The sequence below is a fragment of the Pseudomonas taiwanensis DSM 21245 genome (assembly GCF_000425785.1).
Classification (GTDB): Bacteria; Pseudomonadota; Gammaproteobacteria; order Pseudomonadales; family Pseudomonadaceae; genus Aquipseudomonas; species Aquipseudomonas taiwanensis.
The window spans coordinates 59,163-81,419 of the sequence record NZ_AUEC01000016.1 but is presented as its reverse complement, the minus strand read 5'-3'; the positions used below and the strand labels follow the sequence as shown (position 1 = coordinate 81,419).

At 62.2% G+C, this 22,257-nt stretch carries 19 protein-coding genes; 7 read left to right on the top strand and 12 right to left on the bottom strand.

Features of this window, described 5'->3' with window-relative positions:
* Positions 1–145: 145 nt before the first annotated feature.
* The 8 genes from H620_RS0107645 to H620_RS0107610 form a co-directional block, all read right to left on the bottom strand.
* On the bottom strand, positions 146–2,092 hold the full coding sequence (locus tag H620_RS0107645; protein ID WP_027907079.1) for a DNA topoisomerase III: 1,947 nt from the start codon (positions 2,090–2,092) through the stop codon (positions 146–148).
* A 170-nt stretch (positions 2,093–2,262) separates the two neighbouring features.
* Positions 2,263–2,691, bottom strand: a complete 429-nt coding sequence (locus H620_RS0107640; protein ID WP_023381103.1) for a GNAT family N-acetyltransferase — start codon at positions 2,689–2,691, stop codon at positions 2,263–2,265.
* Positions 2,684–3,850 carry a ribosomal protein uL16 3-hydroxylase gene (locus H620_RS0107635; RefSeq protein ID WP_027907078.1) on the bottom strand — a complete coding sequence of 389 codons (1,167 nt, stop codon included), beginning with the start codon at positions 3,848–3,850 and terminating at the stop codon, positions 2,684–2,686. The genes H620_RS0107640 and H620_RS0107635 overlap by 8 nt, the downstream gene beginning before the upstream one ends.
* 81 nt (positions 3,851–3,931) lie before the next feature.
* Entirely contained in the window at positions 3,932–5,302 is a 1,371-nt protein-coding gene (gene purB / locus H620_RS0107630) for an adenylosuccinate lyase (protein WP_023381101.1), read from the bottom strand.
* Between the two features lie 238 nt (positions 5,303–5,540).
* The gene (gene hflD / locus H620_RS0107625; protein WP_023381100.1) at positions 5,541–6,167 is read right to left on the bottom strand and encodes a high frequency lysogenization protein HflD; all 627 of its coding nucleotides are present in this window, start codon (positions 6,165–6,167) and stop codon (positions 5,541–5,543) included.
* Complete coding sequence (mnmA, locus tag H620_RS0107620; RefSeq protein WP_027907077.1) at positions 6,164–7,288, bottom strand: tRNA 2-thiouridine(34) synthase MnmA; 1,125 nt, start codon at positions 7,286–7,288, stop codon at positions 6,164–6,166. The genes hflD and mnmA overlap by 4 nt, the downstream gene beginning before the upstream one ends.
* 58 nt (positions 7,289–7,346) lie before the next feature.
* Positions 7,347–7,787, bottom strand: a complete 441-nt coding sequence (locus tag H620_RS0107615; RefSeq protein ID WP_027907076.1) for an NUDIX hydrolase — start codon at positions 7,785–7,787, stop codon at positions 7,347–7,349.
* A 135-nt stretch (positions 7,788–7,922) separates the two neighbouring features.
* Entirely contained in the window at positions 7,923–10,148 is a 2,226-nt protein-coding gene (locus tag H620_RS0107610; protein WP_023381097.1) for an NADP-dependent isocitrate dehydrogenase, read from the bottom strand.
* 511 nt (positions 10,149–10,659) lie between these two features.
* Between H620_RS0107610 and icd the strand changes: the two genes are divergently transcribed.
* On the top strand, positions 10,660–11,916 hold the full coding sequence (gene icd, locus H620_RS0107605) for an NADP-dependent isocitrate dehydrogenase (protein ID WP_023381096.1): 1,257 nt from the start codon (positions 10,660–10,662) through the stop codon (positions 11,914–11,916).
* A gap of 137 nt (positions 11,917–12,053) precedes the next feature.
* On the opposite strand, the gene cspD is transcribed toward icd, so the two are convergent.
* On the bottom strand, positions 12,054–12,311 hold the full coding sequence (cspD, locus tag H620_RS0107600) for a cold shock domain-containing protein CspD (RefSeq protein WP_023381095.1): 258 nt from the start codon (positions 12,309–12,311) through the stop codon (positions 12,054–12,056).
* Positions 12,312–12,541: 230 nt separating this feature from the next.
* Between cspD and clpS the strand changes: the two genes are divergently transcribed.
* Positions 12,542–12,904 (top strand): ATP-dependent Clp protease adapter ClpS, encoded by a 363-nt coding sequence (gene clpS, locus H620_RS0107595; RefSeq protein WP_013973290.1) that lies wholly within the window; start codon positions 12,542–12,544, stop codon positions 12,902–12,904.
* A 30-nt stretch (positions 12,905–12,934) separates the two neighbouring features.
* A complete protein-coding gene (gene clpA, locus H620_RS0107590) occupies positions 12,935–15,205 on the top strand; it encodes an ATP-dependent Clp protease ATP-binding subunit ClpA (protein WP_027907074.1) in 2,271 nt (756 codons plus the stop codon).
* An 83-nt stretch (positions 15,206–15,288) separates the two neighbouring features.
* Here clpA and infA read toward each other — a convergent pair whose 3' ends face one another.
* The 3 genes from infA to aat form a co-directional block, all read right to left on the bottom strand.
* Positions 15,289–15,507 (bottom strand): translation initiation factor IF-1, encoded by a 219-nt coding sequence (gene infA / locus H620_RS0107585; RefSeq protein ID WP_002553999.1) that lies wholly within the window; start codon positions 15,505–15,507, stop codon positions 15,289–15,291.
* A 103-nt stretch (positions 15,508–15,610) separates the two neighbouring features.
* Positions 15,611–16,318: an arginyltransferase gene (locus H620_RS0107580; protein WP_023381093.1), complete on the bottom strand. Its 708-nt coding sequence runs from the start codon at positions 16,316–16,318 to the stop codon at positions 15,611–15,613.
* A gap of 56 nt (positions 16,319–16,374) precedes the next feature.
* On the bottom strand, positions 16,375–17,055 hold the full coding sequence (gene aat / locus H620_RS0107575; RefSeq protein ID WP_023381092.1) for a leucyl/phenylalanyl-tRNA--protein transferase: 681 nt from the start codon (positions 17,053–17,055) through the stop codon (positions 16,375–16,377).
* Positions 17,056–17,403: 348 nt separating this feature from the next.
* On the opposite strand from aat, the gene H620_RS0107570 reads away from it, so the two are divergent.
* From H620_RS0107570 to crcB, 4 genes are all read left to right on the top strand, one after another.
* The gene (locus H620_RS0107570) at positions 17,404–19,854 is read left to right on the top strand and encodes a DNA translocase FtsK (RefSeq protein WP_023381091.1); all 2,451 of its coding nucleotides are present in this window, start codon (positions 17,404–17,406) and stop codon (positions 19,852–19,854) included.
* Positions 19,855–19,915: 61 nt separating this feature from the next.
* Positions 19,916–20,539, top strand: coding sequence for an outer membrane lipoprotein periplasmic chaperone LolA (lolA, locus tag H620_RS0107565; RefSeq protein WP_023381090.1), 624 nt, complete (start codon positions 19,916–19,918; stop codon positions 20,537–20,539).
* Between the two features lie 12 nt (positions 20,540–20,551).
* The gene (locus tag H620_RS0107560) at positions 20,552–21,877 is read left to right on the top strand and encodes a replication-associated recombination protein A (protein WP_023381089.1); all 1,326 of its coding nucleotides are present in this window, start codon (positions 20,552–20,554) and stop codon (positions 21,875–21,877) included.
* A complete protein-coding gene (gene crcB / locus H620_RS0107555; RefSeq protein WP_023381088.1) occupies positions 21,874–22,248 on the top strand; it encodes a fluoride efflux transporter CrcB in 375 nt (124 codons plus the stop codon). The genes H620_RS0107560 and crcB overlap by 4 nt, the downstream gene beginning before the upstream one ends.
* Positions 22,249–22,257: the final 9 nt, after the last annotated feature.

Sequence of the window (22,257 nt, the reverse complement as noted above, 5' to 3'; positions counted from 1 at the left end):
AGATGCCTCGTGAAATTTATAGTGCTTATTTTCATGAAAATGTAGCATTATTTTTTCACAGCGCCAGCTTTCTTTTATGGGAGATTCGCGGCTACCGCTCTTACGCAGGGTGGCGATGAGGAGGAGGCAACGATCAATCCTCCGGCTATGTCGATGCCTTGCGCCGAGGCTGCTTCGGTTTGCCAGCGCTCGCTTTGCCTTTCCCGCTGCTCCGGCGCTTCTTCTTCCACGGTGTCGCTGCCTTGCCTGCCGCCGGTCCGCTGATGGTCAGTTGCATGCCGCTGCAGCGCTGCACCAGCTTGCCCATCCAGGCCGATTGCCGCGCGACGAATTCCTCCAGGCTCATTTCGCCGCTTTGCACCATGTCCAGGGCCTGCTCCCAGATCGCCGTGGTACCGGGGTCGGCAATGGCGCGGGGGACGGCGTCGATCAGGCTGAAGGCTGCCGGGGTGGCGCTCAGCGCCTTGCCGTTCTTCACCAGGTACCCGCGGTCGAGCAGGCCTTGGATGATGCTGGCACGGGTCGCCTCGGTGCCGATGCCGGTGGTTTCCTTGAGCTTTTGTTTCAGGCGAGGGTCGTCGACCAGTTTGGCGACGTTCTTCATGGCCTTGATCAGGTCGCCTTCGGTGAAGGGTTTGGGGGGCTGGGTCCATTGATCCTTCAGTTGCACATCGTGCACGTTGCACACCTGGCCTTCAGACAGGACTGGCAGCACCTGGGCCGGTGGCGCCTCGCGGCCTTTGTTCGGGGTCAGTGCCTCGGGGAGGGCGCGGCGCCAACCTGGCTCGACGATCTGCTTGCCCACGGCACGCAGCGCGTGGCCGGCGCAATCGAATTCGGCTTGGGTGCGGTCGAATTCATGATTGGGCAGGAACTGCGCCAGATAGCGGGCACGAATGAGCGTGTAGACCGCCTTGTACTTGGCCGGCAGGCGGGACGGGTCGCTGGCGGCCGCGGTGGGGATGATGCCGTGGTGAGCGCTGACCTTGGCATCGTTCCAGGCCCGTGAACGGCGCTGGGGCGTCAGGTATGGCTGCAAGGGGGCCAAACTGGCGTCGGCGCGTTGTAGCGCGGCGAGGATTGCCGGAGCCTCGCTGTGCTGGCTCATGGGCAGGTAGCCGCAGTCGCTGCGCGGGTAAGTGATCAGCTTGTGGGTTTCATACAGCGCCTGGGCGATGTCGAGGGTTTCCTGGGCGCCGAGTCCGAACTTCTTCGAGCACAGCTCCTGCAGAGTGCCAAGGTCGAAGGGCAGGGGCGCTGCTTCTCGCACGCGCTCAGTGGCTACCTTCAGCACCTGCGCGGTGCCTGAGTTGCCCATATCGGCGGCGGCTTGTTGTGCCAATGCCGGGTTCAGGCAGCGGCCCTGATCGTCGCAGGCATCCTCTGGAGCGCGCCACTGGGCGTTGAAGTGCTGGCCGGCGTGTTCCAGCTGCACGTCGATGGACCAGAACGGCACGGGTACGAAGTCGGCGATGCTGCGGTCGCGGTCGACCACCAGACGCAAAGTCGGCGTCTGTACACGGCCTACCGGCAGTACGCCCTGGTAGCCGGACTGGCGACCGAGCAGGGTGAACAGCCGGCTCATGTTCATGCCGATCAGCCAGTCGGCCCGCGAGCGGCCCAGTGCCGAGTGATAAAGGCTGAACGTGTCCTGACCCGGCAGCAGCCGGGCCAGGGCCTTGCGAATCGACGCATCGTCCAGGGCCGACAGCCATAGGCGTTGAATCGGACCCCGATAACGACAGTGCTCGACCAGCTCGCGGGCGATCATCTCGCCTTCACGGTCGGCGTCAGTGGCGATCACCAGCTCCCGGGCTTCTCCCAGCAGGCGCTTGACCGCCTTGAACTGGCTGGCGGTCTTGGGCTTGACCAGCATTTTCCATTTTTCCGGAATGATCGGCAGGTCGGCCAGGTTCCAACGTTTGTAGCGAGCGTCGTAGCTGTCGGGCGGTGCGGTTTCAAGCAGGTGGCCGATGCACCAGGTCACGCAGACATCGGTGCCTTGCCAGCAGCCGTCGCCCTTGCGATTGGCACCTAGCACCTTGGCGATGTCTTTTGCCTGAGAGGGTTTTTCACAGAGGAACAGGCGCATGGCCGGGAACGCTTCATCGGGAAAGATGGGCACTAGGATGCGCAAGCGAGGGCGCGCAGGCAAGCTTTATCTGGATGGATGTACAGGTTTTTGTGTCGGGCAGGCATGTCTTTGGCCGGCAGCGGCCCTTTCGCGGGTAAACCCGTGATAGGGCCGCTGCCGGTTGTGCATCAGGCGCGCGAATCGCGGACCATGTCCACGTGCGGGATACCCGCTTCGAGGAACTCTTCGCTGACAACGCGGAAACCCAGCCGCTCATAGAAGGGGGTGGCATGGACCTGGGCGCTGAGCATTTGTTGCTTGAGGTCGCGGTTCTGCGCTTCGGCGATCACGGCCTTCATCAGCGCATCGCCAACCTTCAGTCCGCGCCAGTCCTTGAGCACTGAAATGCGTCCGATGGTGCCGTCGGGCAGCAGGCGGGCGGTACCGATCGGGTAGTCGCCTTCCAGGGCGAGAAAGTGCAGGGCGTCCTGGTCTTCGGAGTCGAACTCCAGCTCCGGCGGGATGTGCTGTTCGGCGACGAATACCGCCTCACGAATGCGGCGGATATCGGCGTTGTCTTTGTGCCAGTCGGCCAGGCGAACGCTGATCTTATTCATTGGCAAACCCCAGGCTTCCTTGTTTGACCAACTGCTGTACCAGCATAAGGCCATCTTCGTCCTGCAGCCACTGGTCAAGGTTGTCGATATGCAACGCGTCGGCGGAACACACCAGTTTCAGCAGTTCGCGCAGTTTGTCCGGCAGCGGGCAGCTGCGGCCGCTGGCGAACAGCATCAGGTCGTCGTTGAGCTCGGACCAGGCCATGCGTGCACTCGGGTTGCGGATCAGGATCGCGCCGTCTTCAAGGGCCTCGATCAGCTCGTCTTCGGACAACTCTTCGCCGACGACCTGTTCCGGATAGCGTGGCTCGGTCATGAACTGGCCGAACCAGGTCAGCAGCAGGTCTTTGTCGCCCATGTGCTTGTCGAGCAGCGCCTTGAGGCGGTCGAGGGCATCGTGCTGAATCTGGTGTGGGTCGCTGGCAGGCTCCGCGTCGGCGTCGCTGTAGCGCTCTTCGTCGGGCAGGAACTGGCCGAGGAAGTCGGTGAAGTGGGTCAGGACCTCAGCGGCGCTCGGGGCGCGGAAGCCTACCGAGTAGGTCAGGCAGTCGTCCACGGCCACGCCGTAGTGGGCCAGGCGCGGTGGCAGGTACAGCATGTCACCCGGTTCCAGGGTCCACTCGCCGCTTTGCTCGAACTCGGCGAGGATGCGCAGGTCGGCATGCGGCAGCAGCGGGCTGTCGCTGTTGCACATCTGGCCGATCTTCCAGTTGCGCTGGCCGTGGCCTTGCAGCAGGAACACGTCGTAGTTGTCGAAGTGTGGGCCGACACTGCCTCCGGGGGCGGCGAAGCTGATCATCACATCGTCGATACGCCAACTTGGCAGGAAGCGGAAGTGCTCCAGCAGCTCGGCGACTTCCGGAACGAACTGGTCGACGGCTTGCACCAGCAGGGTCCAATCCTTCTCCGGCAGCTCGGCGAAGGTTTCCTCCTCGAACGGGCCCCGGCGCAGCTCCCATGGGTGCGCGCCGTGCTCGAGGACGATGCGCGACTCGACTTCGTCTTCCAGGGCCAGGCCGGCCAGCTCGTCGGGGTCGATAGGGCTTTCGAAGTCCGGGAACGCCTGGCGCACCAGCAGGGGCTTCTTCTGCCAGTAGTCGCGCATGAATTCGCGGGCCGTGAGGCCGCCGAGCAGCTGCAGTGGAGTATCAGGATTCATGTTCAACCTATTGAAAAAACGTAATTTTCGTACGGGAATAAAAACGCCCGGCCAAGCCGGGCGTTGTACGCGACGCTCAGCTTAGATGCGTTTGGCCTGGGCTGCCGCGTTGCCGATGTAGGTCGCCGGGGTCAGCTGCTTGAGCTCGGCCTTGGCTTCGGCTGGCATGTCCAGACCATCGATGAAGGTCAGCAGCGCTTCAGGCGTGATGCCCTTGCCACGGGTCAGCTCCTTGAGCTTCTCGTAGGGGTTCTCGATGTTGAAACGACGCATGACGGTCTGGATCGGCTCGGCCAGGACTTCCCAGCAGGCGTCCAGGTCGGCGGCGATGCGCTGGGTGTTGATTTCCAGCTTGCCGATACCTTTGAGGCTGGCCTCGTAGGCGATGACGCTGTGGGCGAAGCCCACGCCCAGGTTGCGCAGCACGGTGGAGTCGGTCAGGTCGCGCTGCCAGCGGGAGACTGGCAGTTTGCTGGCCAGGTGCTGGAACAGTGCGTTGGCAATACCCAGGTTGCCTTCGGAGTTCTCGAAGTCGATTGGGTTGACCTTGTGCGGCATGGTCGAGGAGCCGATTTCGCCAGCGACGGTCTTCTGCTTGAAGTAGCCCAGGGATATGTAGCCCCAGACGTCACGGTCGAAGTCGATGAGGATGGTGTTGAAGCGAGCGATGGCGTCGAACAGCTCGGCGATGTAGTCGTGCGGCTCGATCTGGGTGGTATAGGGGTTGAACACCAGGCCCAGCTCGTCTTCGATGAAGGCGCGGGCGTTGGCTTCCCAGTCGATCTGCGAGTAGGCCGACAGGTGGGCGTTGTAGTTGCCCACGGCACCGTTGATCTTGCCCAGCAGCGGTACGGCGGCAACCTGGGCGATCTGGCGCTCCAGACGGTACACGACGTTGGCCAGCTCTTTGCCCAGGGTGGTCGGCGATGCCGGTTGGCCGTGGGTACGCGACAGCATAGGCACGTCGGCGTACTGATGAGCCAGGGCGCGGATGGCGTCGGCGATCTGACGCATCAGCGGCAGCAGGACTTCGTCACGACCGGCGCGCAGCATCAGGGCGTGGGACAGGTTGTTGATGTCCTCGCTGGTGCAGGCGAAGTGGATGAACTCGCTGACCTTGGCCAGCTCAGGCAGCTTGGCGGCCTGCTCCTTGAGGAGGTATTCGATCGCCTTGACGTCGTGGTTGGTGGTGCGCTCGATTTCCTTGACGCGCTCGGCGTGCTCGAGCTTGAAGTCGGTGGCCAGGCTGTCCAGCAGGGCGTTGGCTTCGGCGGAGAACGCCGGCACTTCGCCGATCTGCGGGTGGGCGGCCAGACGCTGGAGCCAGCGGACTTCGACCAGGGCGCGGAAACGGATGAGACCGTATTCGCTGAAAATAGGGCGCAGGGCCTGGGTTTTGCCGGCGTAACGGCCGTCTACAGGGGAAACCGCAGTGAGCGAAGAGAGCTGCATGGGGTGTTCTCGGACAGTCAGGCTTTTGGAAGGGCGCATATCATACATGAAAAATGCGCTCAGGTCGGGTGGCTGACCAAAGGTCAGGCCATTTATCAGGTGCGGCATTGCGTATTGCCTGTTCCGGCACTCTCGCTGGCAAGTCAGCTCCCACAGGACTTGCACCGCGCTCGAGGCGAGTGCGGTTCCTGTGGGAGCTGGCTTGCCGGGATGAGGGCCGGAACGGTCAACCCCCCCCTCAGGAAGGGTTGCGCATCATGTCGTACAGTTCGTTCAGCAACTTGCGCCGGCTGAACACCAATTGCCAGCGGTGCCCGCCCAGCTGGCGCCACAGGCGCGCGGCGCGGATGCCAGCCAGCAGCAGGGCGCGGATTTTCGAGGCATTGCTGGCCTGCTGCAGGAAGCGCATGTCGCCATGCACCTGGATGCGCTGGCGCAGGGTGCTCAGAGTGTCCTGGTACAACGCGCCGCTGGAAGCGATGACGTTTTCGTGGACCAGGCCAAAATGCTCGGCCTGCGACTGGATCTGGGGCAAGCGGTTGCCGATGGTGTCGAGCAGGTCGCCGCGCTTGTTCAGCTGGCGCTCCAGGCCCAGCATCGACAGGGCATAGCGCAGGGGCTCGCGCTGCAGGCTGCTGGGGTCGCGCTCCAGGGCGCCGACCAGGGCGCGATAGCCATCGCGCAGGTTGAGGTCGTCGCCGCCGAACACTTCCAGGGTGTCCTTCGGGTCGCGGACCAGCAAGCTACCGATCATGCAGCCAATGTTGGCCTCGCTGGCCTGCCCGGTGCGGGCGATGCGGTCGACCAGCACCGCGGCCTGGAACACGCCGCCCAGGGCGACCAGTTGCTCCTGCAGGTTGCTCATGCGCGCGGGCTCCACGGCTCGGCGGTTTCGATCACACCGCCGCCGAGGCAGACCTCGCCGTCATAGAACACCACCGACTGGCCTGGAGTGACAGCCCGTTGCGGCTCGTCGAACACTGCGCGGTAGCCGGTCTCGGTGCGCTCCAGGGTGCATTGCTGGTCGCTCTGGCGGTAACGGACCTTGGCGGTGAGTTTACGCGGGCTGCTCAGGTCGATCGGGTTGACCCAGAAGATTTCCGAGGCGAGCAGGGCGCGGGAGAACAGCCACGGATGTTCGTTGCCCTGGCCCACCACCAGCACGTTGCGAGCCAGGTCCTTGTGCAGCACGTACCACGGCTCGTCGCCGGCATCTTTCAAGCCGCCGATTCCCAAGCCCTGGCGCTGGCCGATGGTGTGGTACATCAAGCCGTGATGGCGGCCGATCACCTCGCCTTCGGTGGTCTCGATATCGCCAGGCTGAGCGGGCAGGTACTGCTTGAGGAAGTCGCTGAAGCGGCGTTCGCCAATGAAGCAGATCCCGGTGGAGTCCTTTTTCTTGGCGGTGGCCAAGCCGTGTTTCTCGGCGATGGCACGGACTTCGGGCTTCTCCAGTTCGCCGACCGGGAACAGGGTGCGGGCAATTTCCTTGCCGCCGACCGCGTGCAGGAAGTAGCTCTGATCCTTGTTCGGGTCCAGGCCCTTGAGCAACTCGGTGAGGTCGCCGGTATCGCGGCGGCGCACGTAGTGGCCGGTGGCGATCAGGTCGGCCCCCAGGGAAAGGGCGTAGTCGAGGAACGCCTTGAACTTGATTTCGCGGTTGCAGAGGATGTCCGGGTTCGGCGTACGGCCGGCCTTGTACTCCTCGAGGAAATGCTCGAACACGTTGTCCCAGTATTCGGCGGCGAAGTTGGCGGTATGCAGCTTGATGCCGATACGGTCGCACACCGCCTGGGCGTCGGCCAGGTCTTCGCGGGCAGTGCAGTATTCGGTGCCGTCGTCTTCTTCCCAGTTCTTCATGAACAGACCTTCCACCTGGTACCCCTGCTCCATGAGCAGAAGGGCGGAGACGGAAGAGTCCACGCCGCCGGACATGCCGACGATGACGCGGGTCTTGGCGGGGTCTTTGAGTGCTGGGCTGGTCATGGCTACCGATGTGTTTCAGGGGGAAAAGCGCCGATTCTATCAAACCCGCGCACGTACGTCAGTCACGCAGCAGGTCGAGGCTGTGCAATGGTCCGGCCAGGTAGTCGTCGATGCAGCGTGGTACCAACTCGCTGCGCCAGCGCGTGGAGTCGGCCAGCAATTCTTCGCGGGTGAGCCAGACGACGCGGACGATATCGCTGTCCAGCGCCAGGTCGGCGTGGTGGCGCACGGGGCGGGCGGCGAAGCAGATGCGCTGGTAGGTTACGCCGTTGCTCGGGGCGGTGTAGAGGTAGATGCCGACCACGCCGGTCAGCTCGACTTCCCAGGCGGTTTCCTCGAGGGTTTCGCGCAGGGCGGCCTGGGGTAGGGTCTCATTGGGTTCGAGGTGGCCAGCAGGCTGGTTGAAGACGTGCTGGCCGGCTTTGAATTCTTCGACGAGGAGGAACTTGCCTTCGTGCTCGACGATGGTGGCGACGGTGATGTGGGGTTGCCAGGTCATGGTGGAGTCCTTCGATCGTTGGGGCCGCTGTGCTGCCCTCGCCGGCAAGCTGGCGCCTGCGGATTCTGGGTGTGTACCTGAAAAGCACAAACCCCGGTGCGTGGCCGGGGTTTGTGTGGTTACTTCAAGCGAGCCTTACAGGGCGGCAATGGCACTGTTCAGGGTCTGGCTTGGGCGCATCACCTTGGCGGTCAGCTCGGCATCCGGGGCGTAGTAGCCACCGATGTCGGCCGGCTTGCCCTGAACGGCGTTGAGCTCGGCGACGATGGTCGCTTCGTTCTCGGTCAGGGTCTTGGCCAGCGGGGCGAAGCGCGCCTGCAGCGCAGCGTCGTCGGTCTGAGCGGCCAGGGCCTGGGCCCAGTACAGGGTCAGGTAGAAGTGGCTGCCGCGGTTGTCGATACCGCCGACTTTGCGCGATGGCGACTTGTTGGTGTCCAGGAACTTGCCGGTAGCTTGGTCCAGGGTGTTGGCCAGGACTTTGGCGCGCGGGTTGTCGTAGGTGTTGCCCAGGTGCTCCAGGGAAGCGGCCAGGGCCAGGAACTCACCCAGCGAGTCCCAGCGCAGGAAGTTCTCTTCGACCAGTTGCTGCACGTGTTTCGGAGCCGAACCACCGGCGCCGGTTTCGAACAGGCCACCGCCGTTCATCAGCGGCACGATCGACAGCATCTTGGCACTGGTGCCCAGTTCCATGATCGGGAACAGGTCGGTCAGGTAGTCGCGCAGTACGTTACCGGTTACCGAGATGGTGTCCTTGCCTTCGCGGATGCGGGCCAGGGAGAACTTGATGGCGTCGACCGGAGCCAGGACGCGGATGTCCAGGCCGGAGGTGTCGTGGTCCTTCAGGTACTGTTGCACCTTCTCGATCATCACGCCGTCATGGGCGCGAGCCGGGTCCAGCCAGAACACCGCCGGGGTGTTGCTCAGGCGGGCGCGGTTGACGGCCAGCTTGACCCAGTCCTGGATCGGCGCGTCCTTGGTCTGGCACATGCGGAAGATGTCGCCAGCTTCGACGTTCTGTTCCAGAACGACGTTGCCCTTGCCATCGACCACGCGCACGACGCCGTCGGCCTTGATCTGGAAGGTCTTGTCGTGGGAACCGTATTCTTCGGCTTTCTGGGCCATCAGGCCGACGTTCGGTACGCTGCCCATGGTGGTCGGGTCGAATGCACCGTTGGCCTTGCAGTCCTCGATCACGGCCTGGTAGATGCCAGCGTAGCAACGGTCCGGGATCACGGCCTTGGCGTCTTGCAGTTCGCCAGCGGTGTTCCACATCTTGCCCGAGTCGCGGATCATGGCCGGCATCGAAGCGTCGACGATGACGTCGCTCGGAACGTGCAGGTTGGTGATGCCTTTGTCGGAGTTGACCATCGCCAGGGCTGGGCGCACGGCGTACAGGGCCTGGATGTCGGCTTCGATCTCGGCTTGCTTCTCGGCGGGCAGGTCCTTGATGCGGGCGTACAGGTCACCGATGCCGTTGTTGGCGTTGAAGCCGACTTCGGCCAATGCGGTGGCGTGCTTGGTCAGCACGTCGTTGTAGAACTCTTCGACGATCACGCCGAACATGATCGGGTCGGAGACCTTCATCATGGTGGCTTTCAGGTGCACCGACAGCAGTACGCCGGAGGCCTTGGCATCGGCGATCTGTTCGGCGATGAAGGCTTTCAGGGCCTTGCGGCTCATGGTGGCGCAGTCGATGACCTCGGCGGCCTTGACCGCGGTCTTTTCTTTCAGGACGGTGGTGGTGCCGTCTTTGCCGACCAGCTCGATGCGCAGGCTGTCGTCAGCTTCGATCAGTGCGGCTTTCTCGCTGCCGTAGAAGTCGCCCTGGGTCATATGGGCAACATGCGACTTGGAGTCAGCGGCCCAGGCGCCCATCTTGTGCGGATGCTTGCGTGCGTAGTTCTTGACCGACAGCGGGGCGCGGCGGTCGGAGTTGCCTTCGCGCAGAACCGGGTTCACGGCGCTACCCTTGATGCGGTCGTAGCGGGCGCGGGATTCTTTCTCGGCTTCGGTGGCCGGCTCGTCGGCGTAGTCAGGGATGTTGAAGCCCTTGCCTTGCAGCTCCTTGATCGCGGCCTTGAGCTGCGGTACCGAGGCGCTGATGTTCGGCAGCTTGATGATGTTGGCTTCGGGGGTGGTGGCCAGCTGGCCCAGTTCCGCCAGGTGATCGCCTACCTGCTTCTCGGCGCCCAATTGCTCCGGGAAGGCTGCGAGGATACGGCCGGCCAGGGAGATGTCGCGGGTTTCGACGGCGATATCGGCCGATGCGGTGAACGCTTCGATGATCGGCAGCAGGGAATAGGTGGCGAGGGCGGGAGCTTCGTCGGTGAAGGTGTAGATGATCTTGGAACGGGTGGGCATGCGGGTTAACTCTCTATGTGCTGAGCGTACTCGAGTCTCGAGGTGCGCAGGGTAGGCGCATCGCCCTGGCAACGCCATGAGCGGATAGTCGAGAGGCTGCGAGCGGTGATGGTGGATGCATCAGTCGAGCGTCAAGTGCTGAGCTGCGGTAACAACCCAGGCTTAGTGGCCGTCGATGGCCAAGGGCGAGCCGCATTTTTCCAAGGGTTCGCCCCGATGACCCTACGGTCGCGCCGCAGTATACCAAACCATGCGGGCTATTCAGCAAGGCGAAGTGATATCTGCGCATTTATAAGACCAAAGACGTAGGGGCAATGTGGCGTGTTGCCGCAGGCTCGTACGGGGCCTGCAAGGCCGTGCGGTGCGGCGGATTTCTTGCGGGAAACGGCCTGCCCGGCGACGTGCCCTGTCTCGTCGACGCACGCGCAACGCCTTGCAGGTCAGCGGATGTGGTTTAGGCTCAGTGGATCGCATGATGTCCAATCACACCCGACAGCGGAGTAGTGCAAGCATGGGATACCAGAAAATCAAGGTTCCGACCGACGGCGCCAAGATCACCGTCAATGCCGACCATTCGCTTAACGTTCCCGACAACCCCATCATTCCTTACATCGAGGGCGACGGTATCGGCGTGGATGTCTCGCCGGTGATGATCAAGGTGGTCGATGCCGCCGTGCAGAAGGCCTATGGCGGCAAGCGCAAGATTGCCTGGATGGAAGTTTACGCCGGCGAAAAGGCGACCCAGGTCTACGATCAGGACACTTGGCTCCCCCAGGAAACCCTGGATGCGGTGCGCGATTACGTGGTGTCGATCAAGGGGCCGCTGACCACCCCGGTCGGTGGCGGCATCCGCTCGCTTAACGTGGCCTTGCGCCAGCAGCTTGACCTCTATGTATGCCTGCGCCCGGTGTTGTGGTTCCAGGGCGTGCCCAGCCCGGTCAAGAAGCCTGGCGATGTCGACATGGTGATCTTCCGTGAGAACTCCGAGGACATTTATGCCGGTATCGAATGGAAGGCTGGCTCGCCGGAAGCCAACAAGGTGATCAAGTTCCTCAAGGAGGAAATGGGCGTCACCAAGATCCGCTTCGACCAGGATTGCGGCATCGGCGTGAAGCCGGTCTCCAGGGAAGGTACCAAGCGTCTGGTGCGCAAGGCCTTGCAGTATGTGGTGGATAACGACCGTGAGTCGCTGACTCTGGTGCACAAGGGCAACATCATGAAGTTCACCGAAGGGGCCTTCAAGGACTGGGGCTACGAAGTGGCACGGGACGAGTTCGGCGCCGAGCTGCTGGACGGCGGCCCATGGATGAAGTTCAAGAACCCCAAGACCGGCCGCGAAGTGATCGTCAAGGACGCCATCGCCGATGCCATGCTGCAACAGATCCTGCTACGCCCGGCCGAGTACGACGTGATCGCCACGCTTAACCTCAATGGCGATTACCTCTCCGACGCCCTGGCGGCCGAGGTGGGCGGTATCGGTATCGCGCCGGGGGCCAATCTGTCGGATACCGTGGCCATGTTCGAAGCTACCCATGGCACTGCGCCGAAATATGCCGGGCAGGACAAAGTCAACCCAGGGTCCGTGATCCTTTCGGCCGAAATGATGCTGCGCCATATGGGCTGGACCGAGGCGGCCGACCTGATCATCAAGGGCACCAATGGCGCCATTGCGGCCAAGACCGTGACCTATGACTTCGAGCGCCTGATGGAGGGGGCGACGCTGGTGAGCAGCTCAGGTTTCGGTGATGAAATGATCAAGCACATGTAATGCTGTGCCCTGGGGGGCTGGGCTGCCGGCACCATCACCGGCAAGCCGGCTCCTGCAGGGGGATGGTTAAATGAAAACCGGCCGCTTCCGTTCAAAGAAGCGGCCGGCTTGTTCGTCTACCGGCAGAGTAGGGTGCGTCAGGCATTCACGGTATCGTCGGTCGTGGTCTGTATGCCGGGTGAGGGGGTGGCGCCAGCGCTGCTGATGTTGGTCGCGTGCAAGCCTTTGGGGCCCTGGATGATCTCGAACGTCACGGCCTGTCCGGCCTTGAGCGTCTTGTAGCCGTCCATCTGGATCGCCGAATAGTGGGCGAACAGATCTTCGTCTTTGCCCTCCTCATTGATGAATCCATAGCCCTTGGCATTGTTGAACCACTTGACTTTACCGCTTGCCATCCCTATGTCCCTCTGCAAAGGACTCCATCACTGGAGTATCATCCACTTCATCCGCATACGAACCGTGCGAAAAATCTGGTTGACTGCGCGGATCTTTATCGACCACGGTGGGTTCTTATTGGTTGTAACACCGTTTTGCCGATAGTCAAGGTCAGCCGGCGCGTGCGCTGTTGGTGGCCTGTGCGGTCAACCCACAACCTTAACTTGTCGATCATGATGAAATTCTTTCCATGCATGCACCTAGTGAGATTCGACTAACATTCAATCAGGATCGCCCGCAATCGAATGAGGACGACGGCTCAGGTCTTGCGGTTCAGGAAGCCAAGCCGATCCTGCAGGCGCCACCGATGTACAAGGTGGTTTTGTTCAACGATGACTACACACCGATGGATTTCGTCGTCGAAGTGCTCGAAACGTTCTTCAATCTGAACCGCGAGCTGGCGACCAAGATCATGCTGACCGTCCATACCGAAGGGCGGGCAGTGTGCGGATTGTTTACCCGTGACATCGCCGAGACAAAGGCCATGCAGGTCAACCAATACGCCAGGGAAAGCCAGCATCCGCTACTCTGTGAAATCGAGAAGGACGGTTAATCGCCGACCACTTGGGTATGAGGTGAAGCTATGTTAAACCGCGAGCTCGAAGTCACCCTCAATCTGGCCTTCAAGGAGGCTCGTTCGAAGCGTCATGAGTTCATGACCGTCGAACACCTGCTGCTAGCACTCCTTGACAATGAGGCTGCCGCGACCGTTCTGCGCGCCTGTGGCGCGAATCTCGAGAAACTCAAGCACGACCTGCAAGAGTTCATCGACTCCACGACACCCCTGATTCCGGTCAATGACGAAGATCGCGAAACTCAGCCGACCTTGGGCTTCCAGCGCGTTTTGCAGCGCGCCGTGTTCCATGTGCAAAGCTCGGGCAAGCGCGAAGTGACCGGTGCCAACGTGTTGGTGGCGATTTTCAGCGAACAGGAAAGCCAGGCAGTCTTTCTGCTCAAACAGCAGAGCGTGGCCCGGATCGATGTGGTCAATTACATCGCCCACGGCATCTCCAAGGTGCCGGGCCATGGTTCGCACACCGAGAACGACCAGGAAATGCAGGACGAAGAGGGCGGCGAAACGTCGGCCTCGGGCAACCCGCTGGATGCCTATGCCAGCAATCTGAACGAACTCGCCCGGGCCGGACGCATCGATCCGCTGGTAGGGCGTGAGCAGGAAGTCGAGCGCGTTGCGCAGATCCTCGCTCGCCGTCGCAAGAACAACCCGTTGCTGGTGGGTGAGGCGGGTGTCGGCAAGACCGCCATCGCCGAAGGCCTGGCCAAGCGCATCGTCGACGGCCAGGTGCCCGACCTGCTGGCGCAAAGCGTGGTGTATTCGCTAGACCTCGGTGCGCTGCTGGCCGGGACCAAATACCGCGGCGACTTCGAAAAACGCTTCAAGGCGTTGCTCGGCGAACTGCGCAAGCGTCCCCAGGCCATTCTGTTCATCGACGAAATTCACACCATCATCGGTGCCGGTGCGGCTTCGGGTGGGGTGATGGATGCATCCAACCTGCTCAAGCCGCTGTTGTCTTCGGGTGACATCCGCTGCATAGGCTCGACCACCTTCCAGGAATTCCGTGGCATCTTCGAGAAAGACCGTGCCTTGGCGCGGCGCTTCCAGAAAGTCGATGTCTCCGAGCCATCGGTCGAAGATACTGTGGGCATTCTGCGTGGCCTGAAGGGGCGCTTCGAAAGCCACCACAACATCGAGTACAGCGACGAAGCGCTGCGCGCCGCCGCCGAATTGGCCTCGCGCTACATCAATGACCGGCACATGCCGGACAAGGCCATCGACGTGATCGACGAGGCCGGCGCCTATCAGCGTCTGCAGCCGGAAGCCAACCGGGTCAAGCGCATCGATGTGCCGCAGGTCGAGGACATCGTCGCCAAAATCGCGCGTATTCCGCCCAAACACGTCACCAGCTCCGACAAGGAACTGCTACGCAACCTCGAGCGTGATCTGAAGCTGACCGTTTTCGGCCAGGATGCGGCGATCGACTCGCTCTCCACGGCCATCAAGCTGTCGCGGGCGGGCCTCAAGGCGCCGGACAAGCCAGTCGGCTCGTTCCTGTTCGCAGGTCCGACCGGTGTCGGCAAGACCGAAGTGGCGCGGCAATTGGCCAAGGCGCTGGGTGTCGAGCTGGTACGCTTCGATATGTCCGAGTACATGGAGCGCCACACCGTGTCGCGCCTGATCGGTGCGCCACCTGGCTATGTCGGGTTCGACCAGGGTGGCTTGCTGACCGAGGCGATTACCAAGCAGCCGCATTGCGTGTTGCTGCTCGATGAAATCGAGAAGGCCCACCCGGAAGTCTTCAACCTGCTGCTGCAGGTGATGGACCACGGCACGCTGACCGACAACAACGGGCGCAAGGCCGATTTCCGCAACGTGATTCTGATCATGACCACCAACGCCGGTGCAGAAACCGCTGCGCGGGCCTCGATCGGTTTCACGCACCAGGATCACTCGTCCGACGCGATGGAAGTCATTCGCAAGAGCTTCACACCGGAGTTCCGCAACCGCCTGGACACCATCATCCAGTTCGGCCGCCTGAGCCACGAGACGATCAAGAGCATCGTCGACAAGTTCCTCATCGAACTGCAGGCGCAACTGGAGGACAAGCGTGTGCTGCTGGAAGTCAGCGATGCGGCTCGCGGCTGGCTGGCTACCACCGGCTACGATGTGCAGATGGGTGCGCGGCCGATGGCGCGGCTTATCCAGGACAAGATCAAGCGGCCGCTGGCCGAGGAGATCTTGTTTGGCGAGCTGGCCGAGCATGGCGGTGTCGTGCACATCGACCTGCGCGATGGCGAACTGGTGTTCGACTTCGAGACCACGGCAGAGGTGGCGTGAAAGCGGGGTCGCGCAGCGGCCCTTGCCAAACTGGCAGGTACAAAAAAGCCCGGCACATGGCCGGGCTTTTTCATGGCTTGAGCTTAGCGCGCACGGTAAGTGATGCGGCCCTTGCTCAGGTCGTATGGCGTCAGTTCGACGCGGACCTTGTCACCAGTCAGAATGCGAATGTAGTTCTTGCGCATCTTTCCGGAGATGTGCGCGGTTACGACGTGCCCGTTTTCCAACTCCACGCGGAACATGGTGTTGGGCAGGGTGTCGACGACAGTACCTTCCATTTCGAAGCTGTCTTCTTTCGACATGCAGTAAAGCCCTCGGTATCCAGTGTTGGCCCGACGCAATGACTGCACCGGGCAAAAAAGTGGCGTGGATTATGCCCGATAACTGTGTGTCAAGCCAATGCTTTCAGTTGAGGGTGACCCAGCGCTGATTGATCAGCAGCTCGATAGGGCGATATTGGGTCTTGTAGTTCATCTTCTTGCAGTTCTTTATCCAATACCCCAGGTAAACCGCTTCAAGGTTCTGGCGAAGCGCTTCGGTGATCTGCCAGAGGATGGCGTATCGGCCAAGGCTGCGGCGCTCTTCCTCAGGTTCGTAGAAGGTGTAAACGGCTGACAGACCGTTGGGTAGCAGGTCGCATACCGCCACAGCCAGCAAGCGTTCGCCCAGGCGGAATTCGTAGAACCAGCAAAAAGGCAGGTCGCGTACCAGGAAGGTGGAGAACTGGTCACGGCTCGGTGGGTACATGTCGCCATCGGCGTGTCGGGTTTCGATGTAGCGTCGGTACAGGTCGAAATACTCTTCCTTGAACGCCGGGCGCGCCGCGGTCACGGTCAAGTCTGCGTTGCGCTTCAGGATGCGCCGCTGCTGGCGATTGGGGAGGAAGCGGGCGGCAGGGATGCGCGCTGGCACGCAGGCATTGCAGTTCTGGCAATGGGGGCGATAGAGGTGGTCGCCGCTGCGACGAAACCCCATTTCCGACAGGTCGGCATAGACATGCACGTCCATCGGCTGGCTGGGATCGAGGAACAGCGTTGTCGCCTGCTCGTCCGGCAAGTAGCTGCAGGAGTGGGGTTGAGTGGCATAAAACTTCAACCGCGCCAGCTCTGTCATGATCAACCCCCTCGGTGAGACTTTGCTTTAAGTGTAAGCCAGCTGGCAGAACTCGCCTAGGGAACCCAGGTGGCGCTGTTGGGCTGGTCGAGGTGGCGGTTGAGGTAGCTTGCGAACTCGGCGCGGCTGATGGCGCGGGCGCCAAGGCTATGCAGGTGGTCGGTGGGCATCTGGCAGTCGATCAGCACGAATCCGGCCTGGCGCAGGTGGTTGACCAGCGTCACGAAACCGACCTTGGAGGCGTTGTCGGCACGGCTGAACATCGACTCCCCGAAAAACAGTCGACCCATGGCCAGGCCGTACAAGCCACCCACCAGCTCGCCGTTCTGGCGCACTTCCACCGAGTGCGCGATGCCGCGCCGGTGCAGTTCGCAGTAGGCGGCGCGCATGGTGTCGGTGATCCAGGTGCCGTCGGCATAATCCCGAGGTGCCGCGCAGGCGGCGATGACGGCAGGAAAGTCGGTGTCGAAACTCACCTGGTAGCGGCCTTGGCGCATCAGCTTGGCCAGGGACCTGGAGATGTGCAGCTCGTCTGGAAACAGCACCGTGCGGGGGTCGGGCGACCACCACAGGATCGGCTGGCCATCCTGGTACCACGGGAAGCAGCCATGTCGGTAAGCCTGGACCAGGCGCTCGGGGCTCAGGTCGCCACCGGCGGCCAGCAGGCCATTGGGGTCATGCAGGGCCTTTTCCAGGGGAGGGAAGGTGAGCGAGTCGCGGGTCAGCCAGGTCAGCATGGTCTATCGTGCGGTGGGGGAGGGGAGAGGGCAGCATGGCGCGCCAGGCGTATGGGGTCAATGCCAGCGCTGTCTGGCTGGGCTGCCGGTAATTTCCTACACATTCATGTTCCCATCGGCACCATCCACCACATTTGCTGTCACACCTGTGCAAAAACACAGCATAAGCCTTTGTCACGAAAGAAAATGCGTGCTCAAATTGCACCTATACGAAAGTCGCCCGCTAAGCCGGCCATACGGCGTGCCGCCATGGCGGCAGGCGGGCAGTAATGTTAAAAGTAGTGGTTCATTGGCCAGTGACCGGCCGATCACTATTGGACGCGCACCACGCGCAGGAATAGACGCGTTTTGAAGAAATCCACCGCAACTCCAGCCCCTTTGCCAGTGCCCCAGTGGCGGCAGCAGCTGCACTACCGCCTTAAGGAAGGTGCGTTGATCGCTGTCGGCGCCCTGTGCCTGTACCTGTGGATGGCCCTGCTGACCTACGACACCTCGGACCCGGGCTTCAGCCACACCAGCAACGTCGAGCAGGTGCAGAATGCCGCTGGGCGCGCCGGTGCCTACTTCGCCGACATCCTGTTCATGGTGCTGGGTTATTTCGCCTATATCTTCCCGCTGCTGCTGGCGATCAAGACCTGGCAGATCTTCCGTGAGCGCCACCAGCCCTGGCAGTGGAGCGGCTGGCTGTTCTCCTGGCGCCTGATCGGTTTGGTGTTCCTGGTGCTGTCCGGTGCGGCGCTGGCGCATATCCATTTCCATCCGCCCGAGAGCCTGCCGTTTTCCGCGGGTGGGGCCTTGGGCGAAAGCCTCGGCGACCTGGCGCGCAATCTGTTGAATGTGCAGGGCAGCACGCTGATGTTCATTGCCTTGTTCCTGTTCGGCCTGACCGTGTTCACCGACCTGTCGTGGTTCAAGGTGATGGACATGACCGGCAAGATCACCCTTGACCTGTTCGAGCTGGTGCAGGGCGCAGCCAATCGCTGGTGGGAAGCCCGCAACGAGCGCAAGCGCCTGGTGGCGCAACTGCGTGAGGTCGACGAGCCAGTCTTCGATGTGGCGCCGATGGCCGCCGAGAAGCGCGAGCCGGCCAAACCGCAGCAACCACAACCGCAACCGCGCGAGCGCAGCGTCGAACGCGACGAGACCCCGATTCGGCCCGTGCTGGCGCGTGAGCCCGCAGTGTCGCGCGAGCAGCCAACGGCACCGGTGATCATTGCGCCAACGCCGGCCAAGCCAGCAGAGCCGAGCAAGCGGGTGATGAAGGAAAAACAAGCGCCGTTGTTCGTCGACAGCGCCGTGGAAGGCACCTTGCCGTCGATTTCCATTCTCGACCCGGCCGAGCAGAAGAAGATCGAGTATTCGCCAGAGTCCCTGGCCGGTGTCGGCCAACTGCTGGAAATCAAGCTCAAGGAATTCGGCGTGGAAGTCTCGGTGGACTCGATCCACCCGGGCCCGGTCATTACCCGTTACGAAATACAACCTGCGGCCGGGGTCAAGGTCAGCCGTATCGCCAACCTGGCAAAGGACCTGGCGCGTTCCCTGGCGGTAACCAGCGTGCGGGTGGTCGAAGTCATTCCTGGCAAGACTACCGTGGGTATCGAGATCCCCAACGAAAACCGGCAGATGGTGCGGTTCTCCGAGGTTCTCGCCACGCCGCAGTACGATGAGCAGAAGTCGCCGGTCACCCTGGCCCTGGGTCACGACATCGGCGGCAAGCCAGTGATCACCGACCTGGCCAAGATGCCACACCTGCTGGTGGCCGGTACCACCGGCTCCGGTAAGTCGGTCGGTGTGAACGCGATGATCCTGTCGATTCTGTTCAAGTCCAGCCCCGAAGACGCGCGGTTGATCATGATCGACCCGAAGATGCTTGAGCTGTCGATCTACGAAGGCATCCCGCACCTGCTGTGCCCGGTGGTCACCGACATGAAGGACGCCGCCAACGCCCTGCGCTGGAGCGTGGCCGAGATGGAGCGGCGCTACAAGCTGATGGCGGCCATGGGCGTGCGTAACCTGGCGGGCTTCAACCGCAAGATCAAGGACGCCCAGGAAGCCGGCGAAATCATCCATGACCCGCTGTACCGTCGCGAGAGCATGGACGACGAGCCACCAGCGCTGAAGACCCTGCCAACCATCGTGGTGATCGTCGACGAATTTGCCGACATGATGATGATCGTCGGCAAGAAGGTCGAAGAGCTGATCGCCCGTATTGCCCAGAAGGCACGTGCCGCGGGCATTCACCTGATCCTCGCGACCCAGCGCCCGTCGGTGGATGTGATCACCGGCTTGATCAAGGCCAACATTCCGACCCGCATGGCGTTCCAGGTATCGAGCAAGATCGACTCGCGGACGATCATCGACCAGGGTGGCGCCGAACAATTGCTGGGCCACGGCGACATGCTCTACATGCCTCCGGGCACTAGCCTGCCGATCCGCGTGCACGGTGCGTTCGTCTCCGACGATGAAGTGCATCGGGTGGTAGAGGCCTGGAAGCTCCGAGGGGCGCCGGACTACAACGACGACATCCTCAACGGCGTCGAAGAAGCCGGAAGCGGCTTCGAAGGCGGCGGCGGTGGCGGCGACGGTGACGATTCGGAAAGCGATGCCTTGTATGATGAGGCCGTGCAGTTCGTGCTCGAGAGCCGGCGCGCCTCCATTTCGGCGGTGCAGCGCAAGCTGAAGATCGGTTACAACCGTGCCGCGCGTATGATCGAAGCGATGGAAATGGCCGGTGTCGTCACCCCGATGAACAGCAACGGTTCCCGCGAAGTGATTGCCCCGGGCGGCCCACGCGATTGATCACACCTTGCCGGGTGCCAACGGTGGCATCCGGCCTATTCAATGCTCAATGAGGATTCCCATGCGCGCGATTCGCATGCTGTTGGTTTCTGCCCTTACCCTGGGCTCCCTGTCGGCTTACGCTGGTGAGCAGGATGTACAGCGTCTGACCCAATTGCTGGAGAAGTCCCAGACCATCGAGGCCAACTTCTCTCAGCTGACCCTGGATGCCAGTGGCACGAGCCTGCAGGAAACCAGCGGCAAGATGACGGTAAAACGTCCCGGCCTGTTCTACTGGCACACCGACGCACCCCAGGAGCAGGTGGTGGTTTCCGACGGCAAGAACGTCACCCTGTGGGACCCTGACCTTGAGCAGGCGACCATCAAGAAGCTCGACGTGCGCCTGAACCAGACCCCGGCGTTGCTGCTGTCCGGTGATGTGTCGAAGATCAGCCAGAGTTTCGACATCACCTCCAAGGAGCAGGGCGAAGTCATGGACTTCACCTTGAAGCCCAAGACCAAGGACACCCTGTTCGATTCCCTGCGTATTTCTTTCCGCAAGGGTTTGGTCAACGACATGCAACTGATCGACAGTGTCGGCCAGCGCACCAATATCCTGTTCAACGGGGTGAAGGCCAACCAGGCGGTGCCGGACAGCAAGTTCAAGTTCGACGTCCCGAAAGGCGCGGACGTCATCAAGGAGTAACCAGAGCCCGCCATGGACCTGTTTCGAAGCGAACCCGTCGCCCAGCCCCTGGCGGCCCGCCTGCGTCCGGCGAACCTGGACGAGTACGTCGGCCAGGAGCACCTGCTGGCGCGCGGCAAGCCGCTGCGCGAGGCGCTGGAGCAGGGTGCGTTGCACTCGATGATTTTCTGGGGACCGCCCGGGGTGGGCAAGACCACCCTGGCGCGGTTACTGGCGCAGTTCTGCGATGCTCACTTCGAAACGGTTTCCGCGGTGCTGGCCGGGGTCAAGGAGATCCGTCAGGCGGTTGAGGTGGCCAAGCAGCAGGCGGGGCAGTACGGTCGGCGCACCATCCTGTTCGTCGACGAGGTGCATCGCTTCAACAAGTCCCAACAGGACGCCTTCCTGCCATATGTGGAAGATGGCACGCTGATTTTCATCGGCGCTACCACTGAGAACCCGTCCTTCGAATTGAACAACGCCTTGCTGTCGCGGGCGCGGGTGTATGTGCTCAAGAGCCTTGACGAGCCGGCGTTGCGCAAGCTGGTTGACCGCGCGTTGAGTGAAGAGCGCGGCCTGGGCAAGCGCAACCTGCGGGTAGGCGACGATGCCTTCAAGATGCTGATGGCGGCCGCCGATGGCGATGGCCGACGCATGCTCAATTTCCTCGAAAACGCCTCGGACCTGGCAGAGGACGGTGGAGAGATCGGTGTCGACCTGCTGCAAAGCCTGCTCGGCGACAGCCGTCGCCGTTTCGACAAGGGCGGCGAGGCGTTCTACGACCAGATTTCGGCGCTGCACAAATCGGTGCGTGGTTCCAATCCCGACGCGGCCCTGTACTGGTTCGCGCGCATGCTCGACGGCGGCTGCGACCCGCTGTACATCGCACGCCGGGTGGTGCGCATGGCCAGTGAGGACATCGGCAACGCCGACCCTCGTGCGCTGAGCCTGTGCCTGGCGGCCTGGGATGTCCAGGAACGCCTGGGTAGTCCCGAGGGTGAGCTGGCGGTGGCGCAGGCCATCACCTACATTGCCTGCGCGCCAAAGAGCAACGCCGTCTACATGGGCTTCAAGACGGCGTTGCGTGAGGCCGCCGAGCATGGCTCGCTGGAGGTGCCGCTGCACCTGCGCAACGCGCCGACCAAGCTGATGAAACAACTGGGGTATGGCGAAGAGTACCGCTATGCCCATGACGAGCCGGATGCTTACGCCGCTGGTGAAGATTACTTCCCCGAGCAGCTTGAACCCCGCCAGTATTACCAGCCGGTGCCCCGCGGCCTGGAACTGAAAATCGGCGAAAAGCTTCGCCATCTGGCTGACCTGGATCGCAACAGCCCACGGCAGCGGAGAAAACCATGATCGCACTCATCGCCGCCGTCAGTGCGGGTGGCATCGCTGGCACACTGCTGCGCTTCGCCACCTCGAACTGGGTATCGGCCCACTGGCCACGGCACTTCTATCTCGGTACGCTGGCGGTCAACCTGGTAGGTTGCCTGCTGATCGGCCTGCTTTACGGCCTGTTCCTGCACAAGCCGCTGGCGCCGGTCGAGCTGCGCGCCGGGCTGATTGTCGGCTTCCTCGGCGGCCTTACAACTTTTTCCTCTTTCTCGCTCGATACCGTGCGCCTGATGGAAAGCGGGCAGGTACCGCTCGCCTTGGGCTATACCGGTATTAGCGTGATGGGGGGCTTGCTCGCAACCTGGGCCGGCCTGTCCCTGACTCGATTCTGAACCAACCTA